General features: G+C 45.7%; 17 protein-coding genes. 6 read left to right on the forward strand and 11 right to left on the reverse strand.

What is annotated here, in order from left to right; genetic code table 11:
* Positions 1–200: 200 nt before the first annotated feature.
* Complete coding sequence (locus AC6CIF_RS24730) at positions 201–1964, forward strand: leucine-rich repeat domain-containing protein (protein ID WP_498201919.1); 1764 nt, start codon at positions 201–203, stop codon at positions 1962–1964.
* A 109-nt stretch (positions 1965–2073) separates the two neighbouring features.
* Here AC6CIF_RS24730 and AC6CIF_RS24735 read toward each other — a convergent pair whose 3' ends face one another.
* Entirely contained in the window at positions 2074–2655 is a 582-nt protein-coding gene (locus tag AC6CIF_RS24735; RefSeq protein WP_498201920.1) for a TetR/AcrR family transcriptional regulator, read from the reverse strand.
* A 150-nt stretch (positions 2656–2805) separates the two neighbouring features.
* Between AC6CIF_RS24735 and AC6CIF_RS24740 the strand changes: the two genes are divergently transcribed.
* On the forward strand, positions 2806–3744 hold the full coding sequence (locus AC6CIF_RS24740; RefSeq protein WP_498201921.1) for a ketopantoate reductase family protein: 939 nt from the start codon (positions 2806–2808) through the stop codon (positions 3742–3744).
* A gap of 128 nt (positions 3745–3872) precedes the next feature.
* Here AC6CIF_RS24740 and rlmD read toward each other — a convergent pair whose 3' ends face one another.
* Positions 3873–5618: a 23S rRNA (uracil(1939)-C(5))-methyltransferase RlmD gene (gene rlmD, locus AC6CIF_RS24745; protein WP_498201922.1), complete on the reverse strand. Its 1746-nt coding sequence runs from the start codon at positions 5616–5618 to the stop codon at positions 3873–3875.
* Positions 5619–5646: 28 nt separating this feature from the next.
* The gene (locus tag AC6CIF_RS24750) at positions 5647–6528 is read right to left on the reverse strand and encodes a diacylglycerol kinase (RefSeq protein ID WP_017690659.1); all 882 of its coding nucleotides are present in this window, start codon (positions 6526–6528) and stop codon (positions 5647–5649) included.
* A 525-nt stretch (positions 6529–7053) separates the two neighbouring features.
* On the opposite strand from AC6CIF_RS24750, the gene AC6CIF_RS24755 reads away from it, so the two are divergent.
* On the forward strand, positions 7054–7770 hold the full coding sequence (locus AC6CIF_RS24755) for an NPP1 family protein (protein ID WP_498201923.1): 717 nt from the start codon (positions 7054–7056) through the stop codon (positions 7768–7770).
* A 104-nt stretch (positions 7771–7874) separates the two neighbouring features.
* Here the strand turns inward: AC6CIF_RS24755 and AC6CIF_RS24760 are convergent, their stop codons facing one another.
* Both AC6CIF_RS24760 and AC6CIF_RS24765 read right to left on the reverse strand, forming a co-directional pair.
* Positions 7875–8291: a DUF4395 domain-containing protein gene (locus tag AC6CIF_RS24760; RefSeq protein ID WP_498201924.1), complete on the reverse strand. Its 417-nt coding sequence runs from the start codon at positions 8289–8291 to the stop codon at positions 7875–7877.
* A 71-nt stretch (positions 8292–8362) separates the two neighbouring features.
* Positions 8363–9289: a ketopantoate reductase family protein gene (locus tag AC6CIF_RS24765; protein ID WP_498201925.1), complete on the reverse strand. Its 927-nt coding sequence runs from the start codon at positions 9287–9289 to the stop codon at positions 8363–8365.
* Positions 9290–9457: 168 nt separating this feature from the next.
* On the opposite strand from AC6CIF_RS24765, the gene AC6CIF_RS24770 reads away from it, so the two are divergent.
* Positions 9458–10027 carry a TetR/AcrR family transcriptional regulator gene (locus AC6CIF_RS24770; protein ID WP_498201926.1) on the forward strand — a complete coding sequence of 190 codons (570 nt, stop codon included), beginning with the start codon at positions 9458–9460 and terminating at the stop codon, positions 10025–10027.
* Positions 10028–10173: 146 nt separating this feature from the next.
* Here the strand turns inward: AC6CIF_RS24770 and AC6CIF_RS24775 are convergent, their stop codons facing one another.
* Together AC6CIF_RS24775 and AC6CIF_RS24780 are read right to left on the reverse strand one after the other, a co-directional pair.
* Positions 10174–10959: a sirohydrochlorin chelatase gene (locus AC6CIF_RS24775; protein ID WP_498201927.1), complete on the reverse strand. Its 786-nt coding sequence runs from the start codon at positions 10957–10959 to the stop codon at positions 10174–10176.
* Position 10960: 1 nt separating this feature from the next.
* Positions 10961–11251, reverse strand: coding sequence for a YerC/YecD family TrpR-related protein (locus AC6CIF_RS24780; protein ID WP_017690665.1), 291 nt, complete (start codon positions 11249–11251; stop codon positions 10961–10963).
* Between the two features lie 452 nt (positions 11252–11703).
* Between AC6CIF_RS24780 and AC6CIF_RS24785 the strand changes: the two genes are divergently transcribed.
* Together AC6CIF_RS24785 and AC6CIF_RS24790 are read left to right on the forward strand one after the other, a co-directional pair.
* Positions 11704–12339, forward strand: coding sequence for a tyrosine protein kinase (locus tag AC6CIF_RS24785; protein ID WP_498201928.1), 636 nt, complete (start codon positions 11704–11706; stop codon positions 12337–12339).
* 132 nt (positions 12340–12471) lie between these two features.
* Complete coding sequence (locus AC6CIF_RS24790) at positions 12472–13560, forward strand: DNA alkylation repair protein (protein ID WP_498201929.1); 1089 nt, start codon at positions 12472–12474, stop codon at positions 13558–13560.
* A gap of 292 nt (positions 13561–13852) precedes the next feature.
* On the opposite strand, the gene corA is transcribed toward AC6CIF_RS24790, so the two are convergent.
* The 4 genes from corA to AC6CIF_RS24810 form a co-directional block, all read right to left on the reverse strand.
* Positions 13853–14812, reverse strand: coding sequence for a magnesium/cobalt transporter CorA (gene corA, locus AC6CIF_RS24795; RefSeq protein ID WP_036668386.1), 960 nt, complete (start codon positions 14810–14812; stop codon positions 13853–13855).
* A 308-nt stretch (positions 14813–15120) separates the two neighbouring features.
* Entirely contained in the window at positions 15121–16110 is a 990-nt protein-coding gene (locus AC6CIF_RS24800; protein ID WP_076215088.1) for an inorganic phosphate transporter, read from the reverse strand.
* A 14-nt stretch (positions 16111–16124) separates the two neighbouring features.
* Positions 16125–16742, reverse strand: coding sequence for a DUF47 domain-containing protein (locus AC6CIF_RS24805; RefSeq protein ID WP_076215091.1), 618 nt, complete (start codon positions 16740–16742; stop codon positions 16125–16127).
* 316 nt (positions 16743–17058) lie between these two features.
* The gene (locus tag AC6CIF_RS24810; protein WP_498201931.1) at positions 17059–18135 is read right to left on the reverse strand and encodes a DUF3048 domain-containing protein; all 1077 of its coding nucleotides are present in this window, start codon (positions 18133–18135) and stop codon (positions 17059–17061) included.
* Positions 18136–18332 lie beyond the last annotated feature (197 nt).

An 18332-nucleotide genomic window follows, 5' to 3' on the forward strand; every position in this document is an offset into this window, starting at 1 on the left:
AAACTTCTTTCTCTCATCAAACGTAAATTCACAAGGTATAATGAAATCAGATGACCGTTCAGCATAATCTTATGACCATCATAATGAAGGAGGGGACATTCGTGGCGTTTATCCCGCTAAACTGCCCCAATTGCAACGGAAGAATTGAATACAAGAAGGATGAGGTTTTAAAGTGTCCCTATTGTGAAACAGAGCTTTTATTGAAGCAAAATCATGTCTATTACGTAGACCAGACTATTAATCATTACCATGGAACGCCCCCTAAAGCACCGCTGAAGCAGACTGCCTCCGTAAAGGTAATGCTGATACTGATGTTAGTCCTAACTGGCGCGATCGGTACATATTTTTATTATAGCAACAGCTCCACCTATCCAAAAACAGAAGCCAATCTGCCTGTACGAAAGATGCCTGAAAGCGAGGTTTTGCTCTCCTTTTTGCGAGATATCTTTGATAAAGGGTCTGCCTTGCCAACAGAGGAGGAATTGGCTCGTATTCGCTATTTAACCGTAGAGCATTCGGAGAATGATCAGTGGAAGTTTACATATAGCCTCTCCGATCCCTTCAGCGATGAACAGGCCGAGAAGATCACTTATATTACTCAGGACAAGAAACTGAATAGCCAGCGGATTGATCAGCGTGATTTTGAAGCTTTTAAGGGACTGACGGCATTGGACCTGACGAATACCTATGAAATATCCCAGACGGACCAAACCACTTTGGCCCATATGCCCGGATTAAAAAGTTATGGTGGCGCTTTTAACGAATCCTTTAGTACATTTTCGGGCTACTTTGGCGACAAGTCTAAAATTACGGAGCTTACCACTCAGCTTCGCAGCAATCAGGAATTGGCTATGTTGCTGGAATTCCCCAATCTGAACTCTTTATCCATTACCTATGTGGATGAGTCCGTAACAGATTTTCACTTGTTAAACCAATTGCCAATCAAGTCCCTGTCGCTCACCTTTGTCGATGAACTCGGATGGTTGTCGTCCATGACCGGGTTATCATCCTTGTCTATACAGTACAGTGAAACCACAGACCTGCAGCCGCTGTATGCCTTGACCCAGCTTCAGGAGCTTCAGTTGTCCTATTTAACGAATGTAAAGTCCATCGACTTTGTGCAAAATATGCCTGCTCTACAAACGCTAGATATTGAAAATGTAAACATCTCGAGCCTGGAGCGCTTGACCGGCAAAAACTCCATTACTACACTACGCCTGGCTTCTCTAAGTCAACTTGGTTCGGTAAAGACTATCAATAGCCTGTCCTCTTTGCGGGAATTAACGTTGTCCGGCTACTACGAGAATGCAGAAGCGCTGACACTGCCTAAAGTAGAGCGAGTGGAAATTCCAAGCTCCTTTCTCCCCGGGCTAAAGGCCCCGGCTACAACCAGTCTGACGCTCCGTGGCGGAAGCGGAGAGTTAAATTTGACGGCGTTGGGGAAATTTCCGAAGCTGAAGGAGCTTTCCCTCTGGGAGATCAGTGAAATAACCCATCTTGTCGCCCTGGACGGCTTGTCCCGCCTAGAGACCTTAAACATTTACGACTCGTCACTGTTCAAGGAAAGCGACGCCTTATTTCGTTTGAAGCAGATCAAATCTCTGATGTGCTCCGAGTGCAGACTCAATTTTGAACAAAAGGCCGCGGAGAACAGCGTACTTGAACATTTGATCTTAGACCAGCCATATTTCAGCATGAACAATACCTCTGTTACTGAAATTGATCAAATGATGCCTTACTTTGCCAAAATGTCCGCTCTGCGTTCCTTCACCATGCAGGATAGCAATTTGGATTCTTTAGAATTCATGAGCAACTGGCAGGCCATAGAAGAGCTTCATATCGAGAACAATGCTATTTCCAATATCGAGGCCCTAAGTCAGCTGCCTAATCTGCAAAAGGTATATCTATCCGGAAATTCCGTACAAAACAAATCCGTGCTTGGCACGGGTGTGCACGTATATTAGACTACTATAATTAATGGATGATATTGAAACAAAGACAAAAAAGGGGTTCGAGAATCATGTATCAATTCTCGAACCCCTTATGTCTATGTTTAGCTTCTAACCAACATCGCTACACTCCAGAACGCTGCGGATTGACCGCGCCAAAAATATGATACGGTGTTATCCCCTTTGCAAATAGACTATCGATCAGCTTGACCAATTCTTCTGACGATAGATCTTTGTCTCTGTGTATCCAAAGACGAAACATAGATATTAATGTTGATATGTAAAACTCGATGATATATGGTGCCAAGACATCATCTGTTGGAAAATCCACAATCAATCGCTCAAAGGGAATTTCTCTTTTCAAGCGTTCCACAAAATGAACAGAACCATAGTCGCCCAAGAGGGCTTTCAGAACTGAAATGTCCTCTGCATTTTCCAAGCATTGAAGTGCATCCTGGAACGTATGTGTAGAAAACTCTCTACCTGCCATCTCCTCGTTAATGGATTTCAAAACACGCTCTTCAACGCAGTCCAACAACTCATAGATATCTGTAAAGTATTGATAAAATGTACTCCGATTATATCCTGATTGGTTAGCAATCTCTTGAATGGATATTTTTCCGATTGGTTTTTGGCTATATAAATCGCAGAATACATTTATGAATGTCTGCCTTGTTTTATCCGTAATTTCAGGTTGCTTTTTCATTATTTGCCTCCGTTTGCTGTTCGATCAATTATCCGACAGATATTAATAATCTGATGGTTGATGACCGTATAGTGAATCAATACAATAACATTATACAACACGTTGTTGGATCATCAACAAGGGATGAATATGGATTATTAGGAGGCTAAGATGAGAATTTTATTTTTCGGTAGAGGTGTAATATCGACCCAATACGCGTGGGCTTTAGAGAAGGCAGGGCATACCGTTGAGTTTTACGTTAGAAAAGGGAGAAAAGAAAGCTTCGGAAGTCATATAGCGCTTGAAATGTGGGATGCACGAAGAGGGAAACAGTTAATCCAGGAAAGCTGGAAAGTCAAGCTGCATGAGGAGATAAGCCCAAATTACGATCTCATTATTGCGAGTGTCAACACGGAGCAACTTCCCGAAGCAGCACAATTACTATCGACTACCGCTGGTAACACCCCGATCCTAATATTCAATAATATTTGGCAAGATTTAAAATCATCGATCTTGCCCTTGTCTATGAACAATGTTGTCTTTGGGTTCCCAGGAGCAGGAGGCGGCATTGAGGACAATAAGCTTAGGGGCGGCTTTTTAAAAATGATATTTTTGGAAAAACCACGGGTAGGCACGGAACAGATAAACAACAAGGTCAAAGAACTATTTGAAAGCGCACATTTTAAAATCAATTGGATCAAGGATATGCAAAGCTGGTTATGGAATCACTATGCCATGAATGCGGCGATGGAGACCGAGGTGTTAAAACGGGGAAGCTTCCCAGCACTCTTGAATCATAGTGACTCATTCGCAAATGTAGGCAAGAGTATGCGGGAAATGAAGCCTGTTCTTAAAGCAAGAGGCGCAAAGATGGACGGGATTACTCTACTGTTGACCAAGATCCCACCGGCACTTATCGGCACGCTGTTTAACAAGGTTATTTTTGCAAAGGGCAACTTACCACGACTTTTCATTGAATACAATAATAGTAAGTCCAGTTTTGCAGTACTTGAAGTTGTGAGAGAAGCCAAAAAGTTAGGTATACCTTTGCCACGTCTTACCTTGGCATTAGAAAACACTGAACAACACACAGCTATTAAAAACGGATAAACTGGAAAACTTGATATTATTCAGACCAACATCAACTCTAGTAATGGTTATAACAACTATAGCCCGAGCTTTAGAAGCTTCGGGCAAAGCAGCTATTTATTAAAACAGGTAAATGTAGCTTCAAAACACTACACCCTAACCAACATCGCTACACTCTCCACATGGACCGTATGTGGGAACATGTCCACCGGCGTTACCTCAACCGTCCGATAACCGCCATCTTCCAGTACTCTTAAATCGCGTGCCAGCGTACTCGGATTACAACTCACATACACCACGCGCTCCGGCTTCATCTCCAGGATTGTTTCCAGCAAGCGTGGATCGCAGCCCTTACGCGGCGGATCGACAACGATCACGTCTGCTTCGATACCTTGTTCTTTCCAGCGTGGAATAACGTCCTCGGATGCGCCAACTTCGAACTTCACATTACGCATCTCGTTCAAGAGCGCATTGCTCCGCGCATCCTCGATCGCTTCAGGCACGATCTCTACCCCATACACCTGATCCGCATGTTGCGCGAGGAAAAGAGAGATCGTTCCGATGCCGCAATAGGCATCAATTACCGTCTCTTTGCCGCTCAGTCCTGCGTACTCTACCGTTTTCCCATACAGTACTTCCGTCTGCACCGGATTCACCTGATAAAACGAACGAGCCGAGATCGCAAACTGCACATCACCGATATAATCATAAATTACATCACGGCCCCACAGTACGCGGGTCTCATCGCCAAAGATGACGTTGGTCTGTTTTTTGTTCACATTCTGGCAGATACTCGCTACATGCGGAATCGCTTCACGGATACTGCCAATCCATTCGTCTTTGTACGGAATGTCTCGACCATTCGTAACCAGAACAAGCATCATCTCACCTGTACGGAACGCCTTCTTCACGACCACGTGACGCAACAAGCCGCGTCCTGTCTCTTCGTTATAGGCACTAATTCCAAAATGACTGCCGATCTCCTTCACCTTCGCAACCACTTCATCATTATGTTCGTGCTGAATGAGACAAGTCTCCATATCGATGATCCGATGGCTTCCTTTAGCGTAAAAACCACCTACCAGACCACCCTCGGTCACACCAATCGGCACCTGTGCCTTATTCCGATAGCGCCATGGCTCGTCCATACCCATCGTAGGCAGCACACGAATGCCCTGCTCTGTATCCTCTTCGTTCATGACACCTTCGAGAAGGAAACGAATACGATTACTTCCAATCATTTGTGCTTCATTCGCCTCATCAACTGAAGCGTCATTCTGCACGCGCTGTTCGGCGCCCTCTTTATCATCCAGCGCGTTGGATGCCAACGTCTCTGCATCCTCCACTATCACGTTCAGCTTGCCAATCCGCTGCAAATTATCGACTACCAACTGGCGTTTCCACGCAAGCTGTCCGGCATAGCTCATATGCTGGATCTGGCAGCCGCCGCACTGATCGTAGATCGGGCATGGCGCGGACACACGATCCGGGCTTGCTTTCACGATCTCCAGCAATTTGGCGTAGCCATACTGCTTCTTGGTTTTCATCACGCGCACACGCACGGTTTCACCTGGAAGCGCACCCTGCACAAAGAGCGTGTATCCATTCGCACGACCTACACCCTCACCGTCATGATTCATGCCAATGATGTCGATGACCGTCTCTTCATTTTTACTAACGGGCAGTCCTTCGATTGGTGCAGATTCCCGCGCTCTCCCTTTTGGACGAACGGCAGAAAGAGATGCGCCTTGTGGCCGCACCTCTTTTCCCTGCTGACGTGTAGATGGACGAGATGATTGACTTGGCTGACGGGACGCTGAAGCGTTCCCTTGCCCCTGAGAGGCAGCCGAATTCCGGCGGTTTTTTCCACGACCGCTGCGGTTCGTATTAGACAACGTACATTCACTTCTTTCTTTTTAGTATTTAACGATACAACATCAGATGATGACGCAAATTCGTAAATGTAGCTGGCAGCGTGCCGCCCAACTCTCCATCGAGGTTAAGTTGCACATATCCCGGGGACGTAACTTCCATATGACTCGTCTGGAAATGGACCACTTTCTTGTCGTTAAGATGCTCCCCACGCAGCGCAAGCGTTACGAGGCGGATCATGTCGGCCAGATTACACTTGCGGACACCGATCACATCGAACAGACCATCATCAATGGTTGCACCCGGAGCCAACTTCTCGAAGCCCCCGACCGAATTGGTATTGGCGATGAGGAATAACATGAATTCATCATGGATCTCTTCCTGACCGTCGGCGCGAATAATCAGCTCCTGTGGAGACAGGCTCGCCATTTTCTCAATACCCTTCATATAATAGGCCAGTTGCCCAATCATCGTTTTCAGACGACTCGGTACTTCATAGGTCAGTTCAGTTAATGAGCCACCACCAGCGATGTTGATAAAATATTTATCATTCGCTTTGCCCAGATCGAGCGGGCGAAGCTGCTGGTTAATGACCAGATCCACGTAATCTTCCCACTGTCTCGGAATGCCGAGTGCACGTGCAAAATCATTCGTTGTTCCCAAAGGAAACACACCCAGCGGAGGACGGTTCTCCCGCTCAGCCATACCGTTAATCACTTCGTACAACGTGCCATCGCCACCAGCAGCAATAATCATGTCATATCCGCGCTCAATCGCCAGTTCAGCTTCCCGGGTTGCGTCACCTTCACCCGTTGTTGCGTGACATGAAGCTTCAATACCACCTTGATCCAAACGCTGCAAAATATCAGCCAGACGTTTCTTCATTTCTTCCCGGCCTGAGGTCGGATTATATATTAAACGAGCTTTTTTCATCTCATACGCCACCTATTCCACATTATCCATGAGTCTAAACGACCTCATATTCTTACGTTGCATCAGTCCACAAAAGGGCATATTTTTTACACAATAATGAACTTGCGTTCATTCTGCTCTAATCTTTCGTCTTACCTATATCTATGCATCAGGAATTCCGTCTCATTCCAAAGCCTTTAACTCCTATCATATCATCAAATGTAAAGATGTCCTAGTCTGTAATGTATAAGTATATTTTAACATATCCGTACCCACTCATCTGCCTATTACCCAATAAACCTCACGCACCACTCCTGAATCTTCCCCACTACCTTTTATGTAAAATAGTCTCATTAATCAACCATTCTGCCCGCTTGGACAGGAATTAGTCTTCGATTTCGATGATCTTTATATGATTATGACATAGATATGCTACAAATTTACAAATCTTAAGATAAAAAGATAAATAATATAAATCTTTTTCCAATATAGTTTTAGTGCACCCTCTACTTAGCACCACATCATACCCTTGAAGGAGAAGTGTAAATGAAAAAAATCGTATTAATGCTCATGGTTTCGCTTATGGCCTGTATTCCTTGGGTTACCACTGTTGAAGCGGCAGAAATTAATCATGATCAGGTTGTCGGATTTCAGGAAGTCTCACCAGTCACCGTGACACAACAAGCAGCCAAGCGTTTTCAGCCTTTTCTAAAAGTCTATCATGGTTGTGTCCCTTTTCCCGCAGTGGATCAACAGGGCAATACCAGCGCTGGCTTGAATACGTCCGGGTCATCGAACGGGAACTGTAGCTCAAATACAGGGCAGATCTACTCCCGCTCCGCATGGCACAATGGGGTGTGGGCTATCATGTATTCGTGGTATTTCCCCAAAGATTCCCCTTCCTCTGGACTCGGCCATCGTCATGATTGGGAAGGAATCGTCGTGTGGGTTGATAATCCGGCAGCTGCCAATTCCAAAATCCTCTCTATCGCATATTCCGGTCACGGCCAGTTTACCAAAGTTACACCGAGCAATAACAATACACAAGGTAACCATCCGTTGATTTCCTATAATAGTACCTGGCCGCTGAACCATGAGCTTGGGGTCACCAACGCTGTGGGTGGAACTCAGCCTTTGATCGGATGGGACGATCTGACTTCTGCGGCACGAAATGCACTCAACACGACGGACTTCGGTAGCGCCAACGTGCCTTTCAACGATAACTATTTCACCAACAATTTAAACAAAGCCTGGTTCAGATAAGATAAAAAAGAAAATCCCCTTCAAGTGAACAGCTCACTTGAGGGGGATTTCGTTATGAAGCTATCGTAGTATTCCGGATACCTGTATCACTTCTTCAGCCAACCTCAAAATCCGATTTTTCTGCCTGCACGCAGCTGTTTATACCAGAAATAGATGGTGCAGCCTACACAATAACCCAGCAGTGCCGCGCTTGCAGCCGCGAGAAGCATGACGGAGAATACATAACCTGCAGCTACCCAGCTGAGCGAGAACGAGATGAGTGCCAGAGACAGGAAGAGCACGGCCAGAATATTGTTGAATCGCTGCAGCTCCACCGCCTGCGTCTCTGTACCTTTACCAGTCAACACAGCTTTCCCAATTTGCACAAACAGATTAAGTTTGCCACTGGAAGCCAGACCAACCACCTGAATGCTCCACAGCGCTCCCAGAACTACAATTGGATTGAACACAAACGAGAGTAAAACAAACAATACAATACCGACCTGATTTGCTTTCACATAACGCATGGGCACTTCCCGCATCTGTATATCTTCTTATCCCCATTTTATTAGTTGGTTTTATTGTAGTCCGTATTGGGTTAATGAGCAACACTTCATTTAAGGATAGTAAAATCTCTTTTCAGCACGTCCCAATGGGGAGTCGAGATTCCTGTTGTCTTTTTCCAATCGTCAAATGCATTATTTAACGCCTCAATCTCTCCAAAAGAACCCGCGACCAGCTTATGAACCGGAAGCATGCTATAGATCTTCAACAGAAGGTACAACATCCGTTGATGCTTGCGGATCATTTTAGCCTGAATCTCCGGTATAATCGTTATGCCCATAGCCTCAAGTACGCTAAAGCCCTCATCCATCGCCCCAATCATATGTTGGATTTGCTTTCTGTTCCCGTCCAACTTGATCAACTCACGCTCCTCATTAAAGCTCACCGCATTAAGCATCAGAATGGGCACAATATGGCTTTTCAGCCAGGCATCAATATCACTCAGAACATTCAACTTGTATTTCACATGTTGGAAAGCTTGATCCAGCAAAGGTTTAAAGCCTATCTCTCCATCCAGACTGCCGATTACCATTTGTCCGCTACCTCCACCGATCGATAACATTCGGTCCTTTTCCCTCTTCCCTCCACTCACATGGAATCCAAACGCGACCCGTTTTGCTACCCTGCTGTTTTCCTCCAAAAAGTTTTGCATGCTTCGTGCATCTGCGTTGTTACCCACAATCACAATATTACTGCTCTGATTCTCTGCCAGGATAGGTAACACTGAAGGAAAATCGTTATATTTCATGACAACAAAAATCAGATCATATTGGTCATCCACTTCCAACGTTCTGGCTACCCGAACCGGATCAACTGTCGTTTTGAATTGAAAAACATGCCGGATGACGATTCCATCCTTCTCCAGCTCCTCTGCCCGCTTCCCTCTAGCCAGAATGGTGACTTCATTGCCGCCGTGCACCAGAACGTGTGCCAGTTGACTGCCCAAAACCCCCGCCCCATACACTAATATCTTCATTGGTTATCCCTCAATTTCATAGTTTATAAATAATCGTTGTTTTATCAACATGTGTTGATAAAATAAGAGTAACAAAGCACCTACTGTGCTTCAATCGTTAAAATATCCGTTTTTGTTGAATAATCAACGAATGATTCCTTATTGTTGAAAACCATCATAGGAGGGGCCATGGACAGACGAGTACTCAAGACACGAAAGGCGATAATTGAAGCTTTTGTGGGGTTACTGGAGGAACAGAATTTTGAACAAATTACGATAAACGATATTGCTGATCGGGCTAATGTAAACCGAGGAACCATCTATTTGCATTACGCTGACAAGTTCGATCTGTTGGATCAATGCATTGAGACCTATTTGCAGCAATTGTTGGATACCTGTATGATCGAAAGCTCTACTACAACACCCGTTACGACGAAGGATGCGTTGCTCCGAACCTTCCGTTATCTGGAACAGCATGCCTCTACCTATACCACACTTCTAACCAAAAAAGGTATTCCGGCATTCCGTAGTAAGTTGATGACATTGTTGGTCCAGGGGGTGGAGGAACAGATGGATGCCTGCGGTATCCAGGAAGGTATGAAAAAAGAGATCACCATACAGTTTCTTGCTTCCGCTGCAGTCGGTCTTCTGGAGTGGTGGATTATGAATTCCATGCCTTATCCGGCTGAGGAGATCGTTGACCAATTAATAAGTTTACTGGAGCTACATCTGCAATTGCACGCACCCATTAATGGATAAACTAATCCTCGCTCAAGTGATCTACAACAAACAAAAACCACGTCCTTCGACGTGGTTTGATTGTTTATGAAGCTATGGAGTTCAAATCAATTGATGCGACATTACTGCGAGCGAAGTGATTACACACCTATGCCAAAGCGATCACTTCAAGAAGAAGCTTTAACCTCAATACATCTCTCCAGCAAAATCTGGATCTGACGCTCCAGCCACTGCCCAAGCAATGGATGTGGCAACAGCGTCTCACCACTGTACACATAGCTCAGTTCCTGCAGCCGACCCGGAATAACGTTCCTCGTGAAATAACCGGCACTCAAAAACAGCGGCGCCACAATGACTCGGTTCCCCCGCTCTTCGCTCCAGTACTTCACTTTGTCGTACACACTCTCCGGATTCAGCAATGCATAATCCGTATGGGCTACACCACTAACTTCCTGCACACGCTCTGCAAGGGAAGAAATTCCGGCTTCCCAACGCTCGCGAAAACCATCATGAATACTACCATGGCCTACCAGCAGAATCGTTTCTTCCTCCGGTTGCTGCGACAGTAATCGGACTTTGTCCCACACCATCACGGCAATATCCGGATCGCTATTCATTGGATAACCGAAGTGAACCCGAGCCTTTACATCGAACGGTTCCAGATCCGTTTCGCGATCAGGTGTTTCCTTTGCACCAATGGCATATTCAATTTCATCCACATGTGTACTCCCGGACGAAACAAATAGAGGTACGACCAGAATATCGGTTACGCCTTGTGCTTCCAGTCGGTCGATACCGTCCTGGATCAGGCGTCCTTCCACAAGTTCAAGAAAACCGGCTTCAACCGGTAATGGAACAGGCAGATTCAACCGGGAGATCGCGTCATCGACGGATTCCACCCAGGTCTGCTCCTGTGAACCGTGACTGATGATGAGTACACCCGGCTTCTTCATGTTAGCGTCCCAGGCGTTCCAGCGTCATTTTATAACCATCATTGCCGTAATTCAGGCAGCGTTTCACACGTGAAATTGTAGCTGTACTCGCACCTGTTTCTGCTTCAATCTGGTTATACGTATTGCCTTTACCCAACATACGAGCCACTTCCAGCCGCTGGGACATGGATTGGATCTCGTTAACTGTGCAGAGGTCATCAAAGAAAACATAACACTCTTCAATATCTTTTAGCGTCAAAATAGCCTCGAATAGTTGTTCAATGCTTTTATCATTTAGCTTTTTCAGCTGCATTTCATCATCATCCCCTAGCGGTTACTGTGTACCTACATTGTACTCACCCTGAGTTGGTATTTCAAGCGTTACCGATTTCACGCACTACAGAATAAAAATACATGTTACCGCTTACAAAAGGTACCATTGTCCTCCCCTCGCGTACAGCGGGCGAAATTACCGCGCTATTTCCCAGTTTTCACCTGTATATATCCGATTACTTATGTAGGATTTCAATCCTCCTAAATGTTACAATTTTGTGTCTAAACTGCATTTTACTCTTCGTGAACCTGCCATCATACATGCGCCCAAATCCGCAAATATCCCGTTTTCCGGGATACCCGCCTACGCCGTCTCTCCGCGAATGACATACAGTATAACAAAAGGGAGTTCCACAAGGGTCTATGATGTACATCTGTCATACAACTCATGGAACGCAATTCCGAAATCCAATAGAAGGAACGTGATCGTTCATGCCACAGCATTATTATCACCGCCAGCCAGCACCAAGGCAGCGTCCGTCTTCTCATGCTCATCGGCAGGCACATACTTCTGCCTATATCCCTCCCGGTGTGGTTCCGCGGTCTTTAAATGAAACCCAGATTCAACCGATGTACCCTGGAGTAGAGCCCCATTACCCGGGCTTCGGTGAAGTCGAAGCTTCTGCAGTTGTACCCTATGGGCAAGGTGTGGCTGGCGGGAACTTTTATGGAGGTGCAGCTCAGGTTGTTCCCCCAGCTCCGGTAACGGCGCCTGCTACTGGCAGTTCCGGCTTTTCGTTAGCCAACATCGGTGAGTTAAAAGGAATGATCGACCGCTTCGGCGGCATTGATGGAATCATGAGTGGAATAGGCAAAATGCAGAAGGTTGTTGGTGGGATCCAGCAGATGGCTCCGATGATGAAACTTGTTATGGGCATTCTGCCTTTTGGAAAAGGAAAATCGAATAACAGCGCAGCTGATGCAGACTATGAAGAATATACGCCACCCCGGAAACGTAAAAACAAACGTCGGAACAAAACAACGAATGCTACACGTCGCCGCAATACAACTCCAGTCCGCCGCAAATCCAATTCCAACAAGCGCCGTCCCAAAAGTCGCAAAGGTTAAAAAATTCAGGCACCCCCATACAGAAGGTGGGTGCCTTAACACCGTTCATCCGTATACAAATAAATTTCAGGAACTCACGTTCTTATTTCTGTAATTTGAGGTATACTGGATAGTAACTAAAGGAGGCGGACCATGGAACTTATCAAAGACAAATACACTCCCGCATTAATCGATCGGACCGGCGAACAGTTGCGTCAATTCTACCCGAAGCTGGATACACAGCAATTTCATGAATTGGTTTTCGCTGAAGGCTGGGAACAGTTGGAATTCAAAGCGCGCATTCGCAGAATCACACTGGCTTTGACCCAGGTACTGCCGGACAATTATGAGGAAGCATTACATATTATCGAACAAGCCGCTCCTACGATGAGAGGCGTTGAATATCTGTTTGTACCGGATTTTATCGAAGTAAACGGACTTGACCCGGAAGATTACGAGTTATCCATGAAGTATCTGACCCTCTTCACACCTTATTCCAGCTCGGAGTTCGCGGTACGCCCGTTTATTGAACATTATCCAATCCAAACGATGAAACATATGATGGCGTGGGCAGAGAGCAACAACGAGCATATCCGCAGACTTGCCAGTGAGGGCAGCCGGCCACGTTTGCCTTGGGGTGCGAAACTCCAGAACTTTATCACTGATCCAACGCCTGTACTTCCGATTCTCCATGCATTGAAACAGGACGAGTCCCTCTATGTTCGCAAGAGTGTCGCCAATCATCTGAATGACATCTCCAAGGACCACCCTGAACTGGTTATGGATCTGGCCACAACCTGGTACGGACAACATGTACACACAGACTGGATTGTCCGGCATGCCAGCAGGTCATTACTGAAGAAAGGACATAGCAAAGCACTAAGTCTTTTTGGTTATAACGAGCAGGATTCGATTCACATTGAGCAGCTTCAGCTTGTCCAGGATACGATTAGCATTGGCGAGGATCTTCATTTTTCGTTTGATGTCGTTAATGAGAGCGGCGAGTCACAGATGCTGCGAATTGAATATGAGATGGGTTATATGAAGGCAAACGGCAAACAGGCCCCCAAACGGTTCAAATGCTCCGATAAAATGTACCCGACAGGCAGAACCAAGGTAGCCACCAAACAATCTTTCAAAGTCATCACAACGAGAAAATATTATGCCGGTCTGCATACGCTTACCATTGTTGTGAATGGCAAAGAAGCAGCTACAACTTCTTTTATCCTTGAAGTGGAGTAACAGGAAATCGTCGTAAGTTATACACAGCTCGTTTCAGCAAAAACTTATTCACATGTGGATAGAATACTTTCAATACCTCTAGTACTTCTAATAGAAGAATCAGAAAGGCCACCTGGCAATCATCTTCAGACAGGTTATTCCATTCCTGCCTGAGATCCTTGTCCAGTGGCCCTTTTCATATGTAAACAACGTTGCTTCAGCTACGCAATCTTCTTCTGATGATCTGCTCGCAATACCGTGCGCTTATCACCGAAAGATGGAACTGCATACGGAGCAGTAAGGCGTACGATTCTCACTTAAACCAGCCCCGTTTTACAAACCAGGCCACCATGCTCCCGCCAAGCACAAACATTAACAGCAGCACCGCACCATAACCAAACTTCCATTGCAGCTCAGGCATATAGGCAAAGTTCATGCCATAAATACCCGCGATCAGTGTGAGCGGCATAAATACAGTCGTAATCACCGTGAGTGTCTTCATGATCTGATTCATCCGGTTGGAGTTCAGGGAAATATAACTGTCGCGCAGGTCAGCGGTCATCTCCCGATCGGCTTCAATCATGTCCGTCAGTTTCAATAAATGGTCATAGATATCGGTAAAATAAGCCGTATGTTCACCTGTTCGCTGCACATGCTGGGAGTTCACCACCCGATAGAGCAGATCCCGCATCGGTACTACGGTTCTTCTAAGCTTCAGCAATCGAGTCCGCAGATCAAACACCTGGTTCATCAAGTCTTCCACCGATTCTTGTCCACCCCGGTTCTCCAGTTCAGCCAGTTCATCCTCAATCGCAAATAAGGACGGAAAATAATGATCGACCAGCTTGTCCATCACCGTATAGGCTGCTGCCACCGGACCTCGCGCCCAGATGGTTCGTTCATGTGCATGGTGCAACAAGCGTTCCCACGCTTCATCCACTTCCTCCAATACGCCATGATGAAAAGACACCAAGAAGTTTGATCCGAGAAACAAGTCAACCTCCTCGGCTTCCAGTGTGGACGGGTTCAGTGCATGCAGTACAAGAAACTGCAGATTATCATAATAATCGAGCTTGGGCCGTTGCAATACATGCAGACAGTCCTCTATGGCTAATGGATGAAAATGAAAATATGTATCCAGCAAACGGCTTTCCTCTTCCGTTGGCTGGTTAAAATCCGCCCATACCCAGGCGTAATCGTTCAGATCCAGCTGTGTAAGTGGTACGTTAACGGAGACTTGATGTTCTCGTGTAATGGCGAGTGTACGAATCATAAATCAGATCACATCCTTGTCCTGTATCTTTACGTTATTGTACACAGGTACCTTCAAACTCGACAACAAAAAAAGCCAACCCTGTTGGCTTCTCTCATTTCCCTATCCACAGTTCCCTGTATCCACAGGAATATCTTCTTTTTGGTTTATCATTCCACGGATGGCTATCCACATATCCAGCCTGTCCACACGTTCATGCACAGGCGTCTCTTGATTTTGGTTGTATATTTATCCACATATCCCAATATTCACACAGTTATGAACAGATTGTCTGGTAACTCCGAATTCGTTCGGGATAACTTCTCTTTTTAGAAAATAATCCAGTACAACAATCCTGCCAGTGCAGCAGTAATCGGAATCGTAATGAACCACGTAATAATAATACGTCCAGCAAGTCCCCATTTCACCGCAGAGAAACGTTTCGCGGAGCCCACACCCAGAATAGCTGATGTGATCGCGTGCGTTGTACTCACTGGAAGGTGAAGCAACGTTGCTGTGAAAATAACGGATGCAGCTGACAGATCGGCGGCAAATCCGTTGATCGGTTCAATTTTAAAGATTTTGGTACCCATCGTTTTGATGATTTTCCAACCACCAATGGATGTACCCAGAGCCATCGCAGTTGCTGCTGAGATTTTAACCCACAGCGGAACATCCAGATTATCCTGCACACCTGCTGCAACCAAAGCAAACGTAATAATCCCCATCGCTTTCTGTGCATCATTCGTACCATGCGTGAATGCTTGCAGTGCTGCCGTGAAAATCTGTACCGTACGGAAACCTTTGTTCACGTTATGCGGACTGCGTTTGGCGAAAATATATTTGAGAATCGTCATGACCACATAACCGATGGCAAATGCGATCAGAGGTGATAATAACAAACCTCCGACGATATCAATGAATCCGCTCCATTTCACTTTATCAGATCCTGCGCCAACGAGTACGGCACCTGCAAGGGCTCCAATAAGTGCATGTGAGGATGAGGACGGAATACCGAACCACCATGTAACCAGGTTCCAGATAATCGCTGATATCAAGGTGACTATGACGACCTCTATCCCGTTATCCAGCGTGGTGGGGTCGGTCACACTCCCCCCAATCGTCTTCGCAACGCCTGTAAACATCATCGCACCGACAAAGTTCATCACCGCTGCCAAAAGGATCGCGCGACGTGGCGTTAGTGCCCGTGTTGATACCGAAGTGGCAATGGCATTGGCCGTGTCGTGAAAACCATTGATGAAGTCAAACGCCAGTGCAAGGAAGACGACTATACCTAATACCCAAATCGTTGTTTCCATTATTCTCTGGCTCCTTAAGAATTACGCATAATGATGGATTCGAGCACGTTCGCCACGTCTTCACAAGCATCCGTTGTTGTCTCAAGACGCTCGTAAATTTCCTTACGTTTGATCAGTTCAATCGGATCAGACACGGTAGCGAAGAGATGTTTGATACACATGCGCAGCACTTCGTCGCCCTGGTTTTCCAGATCATTCAAACGAATGGTGTATTCACGGATGGCCAGCAATTTTTTCTGTGACAGCAGATGGATTGCCTTCTGAATTTCGTAAGCCGATTGGCGCAAAATTTCAGAGAACTGAACGATAAATTCGTCCGGATCCGTCAGTTGGTACATATAGAAACGGGAAGCCGTTGCTTCGAGTCCGTCCAATACGTCATCTAGTGTTGTTGTCAGCTCCATGATATCATCGCGTTCGATCGGCGTGATAAATGTTTTGTTGAGTTCTGTAATGATCGTATGCACGTAATCATCACATTTCGACTCGTACTTCTTCATTTCATTAGCGAAAAGAGTCACATCCTGAAGGTTGGAAACATGCTGGGAGAAATAATCTGCCGCTTGAACAACCGTATCTGCCATGTTCTCCAGTGTCTCAAAAAATATATCCTTCTTCTTCTTAAGCTTCATAGCTCTATCCCCTTTACGAGAAAAATTGCTGATAACCGATGAAACATGAAATGACAACCTTTGATATCTTATCATATTTGTTTCATGGTTTGTACAAAAGGTGTGATCATTTTTTATATTCTTATCACATTAATCTGAAATGAATCTTAATTATTTGGAATAATGGTAAATTCAAGTCAAGATTTTACACTGCGTTTACAATTCGACATCAAAATTCAGAATCGACACGATTCTACTTTTCACGCTAAGGACAAATATAATGCCTTTTCGACGACAAAATGGATACATGTTTCATTGTTTTCTTTCATTACATCCTTTATTGCTGCACAGCCAGTTTCACGTGACTGGAAAATTCCGGTTGATTGGGAACAATGCTGATAAAGGTGTTACCCGGCACAAGAGCAACTTCATTACCACCCTGAACAAATCGTATAATATCCCCCTGCTTCTTCACCCACTGCCCACGAATCATCTTGCCCTTCTGAAACAACATGGCTTCCCCGCCCTGTTCCAAATTAACGGACAACCGACCTACACTATCGAGCACCTTGTGATCTGCACCTGCCACAATGATATTCGCTGCGCCAAGCTGAGTACCATTATCCAGATCCTGATCTGCCTTGCCATTCACCATTCTCATATATCGTCCGCTAACTTCATCATAATCATACGTCACCCGGTAACTATCCAATAAATAATGGATATCAAATTGTTTCACTGCCTCTCCTGCAGATGTCGCGCCTTCTTCGTTATAGATGTATACGGGAGACTTGAAGTCATGGCTATAACCCTTGATATCTGCCCCTTCCCTCAGCTTGTCCGCTGAAGTATACAGATTATGTGGGGCTTTACGATCCGAGGAACGCCAGAAGTAAGGTCCACCATTCGAGATTTCATCCATATGCTGTTTCTGCTGCCTTTGCAAAATAGAATACGCCTCCGGACTGCCTCCGGCATGAACAAGTACTCCATCATAACTCTCACCGAGCTCAATCAGATATGGGCGTATACTGCGAACAGGTCCAACCGTCTCAGCACCACCTTCACTCTGGAAGATGGCTATGAAACGGGTAATGCCTCCCTCAGCGAGGACTTCAAGAATGATATCGGCTGAACTCAGACCCGATTGGGGCCGAGCCGCTGGTGCATTATTAATCATTACGGCGAGTGGTCGACGCGTAATCGCTTCATCTACAGGCAGACCTGTCAGAGGTGCTGTATAGAGAGACGTGTTGGTTTCCTCCACGTTCTGTTCTTCTTGCACAGGTGCGGGAGCAGGTTCTGGTTGAATTGGCATTTGAGTCGCCTCCTGGTTTTGGCAGGCAACAAGACTCAATGAGAGAATAAACAGGGATGCAGCCGATGCTGCTTTGTTCCATTTAAAAAGCTTCAATATAGGACCTCCTGAACGATATGGCCTGGTTCTAAGTTGTGATATATGTCTCATGTGGGCAACCATTTCACGTATTTCTTTCCATTTAATCACACCCCACCCGATTTGTCTGCGCCCAGAAGGCCTTGATACAGCGTGTAATCCACATTTGAAACAGCGATTTGCGAGAAAAATATGTCCTAAATGTGAACTTCTCA

Source organism: Paenibacillus sp. GQ49 (assembly GCF_059759055.1).

Coding starts and splice junctions, on each gene's coding strand:
- AC6CIF_RS24735 (WP_498201920.1), bottom strand. CDS start 2,655: ATGAAAAAGCAACCTGAAATTACGGATAAAACAAGGCAGACATTCATA.
- AC6CIF_RS24740 (WP_498201921.1), top strand. CDS start 2,806: ATGAGAATTTTATTTTTCGGTAGAGGTGTAATATCGACCCAATACGCG.
- AC6CIF_RS24750 (WP_017690659.1), bottom strand. CDS start 6,528: ATGAAAAAAGCTCGTTTAATATATAATCCGACCTCAGGCCGGGAAGAA.
- AC6CIF_RS24755 (WP_498201923.1), top strand. CDS start 7,054: ATGAAAAAAATCGTATTAATGCTCATGGTTTCGCTTATGGCCTGTATT.
- AC6CIF_RS24760 (WP_498201924.1), bottom strand. CDS start 8,291: ATGCGGGAAGTGCCCATGCGTTATGTGAAAGCAAATCAGGTCGGTATT.
- AC6CIF_RS24765 (WP_498201925.1), bottom strand. CDS start 9,289: ATGAAGATATTAGTGTATGGGGCGGGGGTTTTGGGCAGTCAACTGGCA.
- AC6CIF_RS24770 (WP_498201926.1), top strand. CDS start 9,458: ATGGACAGACGAGTACTCAAGACACGAAAGGCGATAATTGAAGCTTTT.
- AC6CIF_RS24775 (WP_498201927.1), bottom strand. CDS start 10,959: ATGAAGAAGCCGGGTGTACTCATCATCAGTCACGGTTCACAGGAGCAG.
- AC6CIF_RS24780 (WP_017690665.1), bottom strand. CDS start 11,251: ATGCAGCTGAAAAAGCTAAATGATAAAAGCATTGAACAACTATTCGAG.
- AC6CIF_RS24785 (WP_498201928.1), top strand. CDS start 11,704: ATGCCACAGCATTATTATCACCGCCAGCCAGCACCAAGGCAGCGTCCG.
- AC6CIF_RS24790 (WP_498201929.1), top strand. CDS start 12,472: ATGGAACTTATCAAAGACAAATACACTCCCGCATTAATCGATCGGACC.
- corA (WP_036668386.1), bottom strand. CDS start 14,812: ATGATTCGTACACTCGCCATTACACGAGAACATCAAGTCTCCGTTAAC.
- AC6CIF_RS24800 (WP_076215088.1), bottom strand. CDS start 16,110: ATGGAAACAACGATTTGGGTATTAGGTATAGTCGTCTTCCTTGCACTG.
- AC6CIF_RS24805 (WP_076215091.1), bottom strand. CDS start 16,742: ATGAAGCTTAAGAAGAAGAAGGATATATTTTTTGAGACACTGGAGAAC.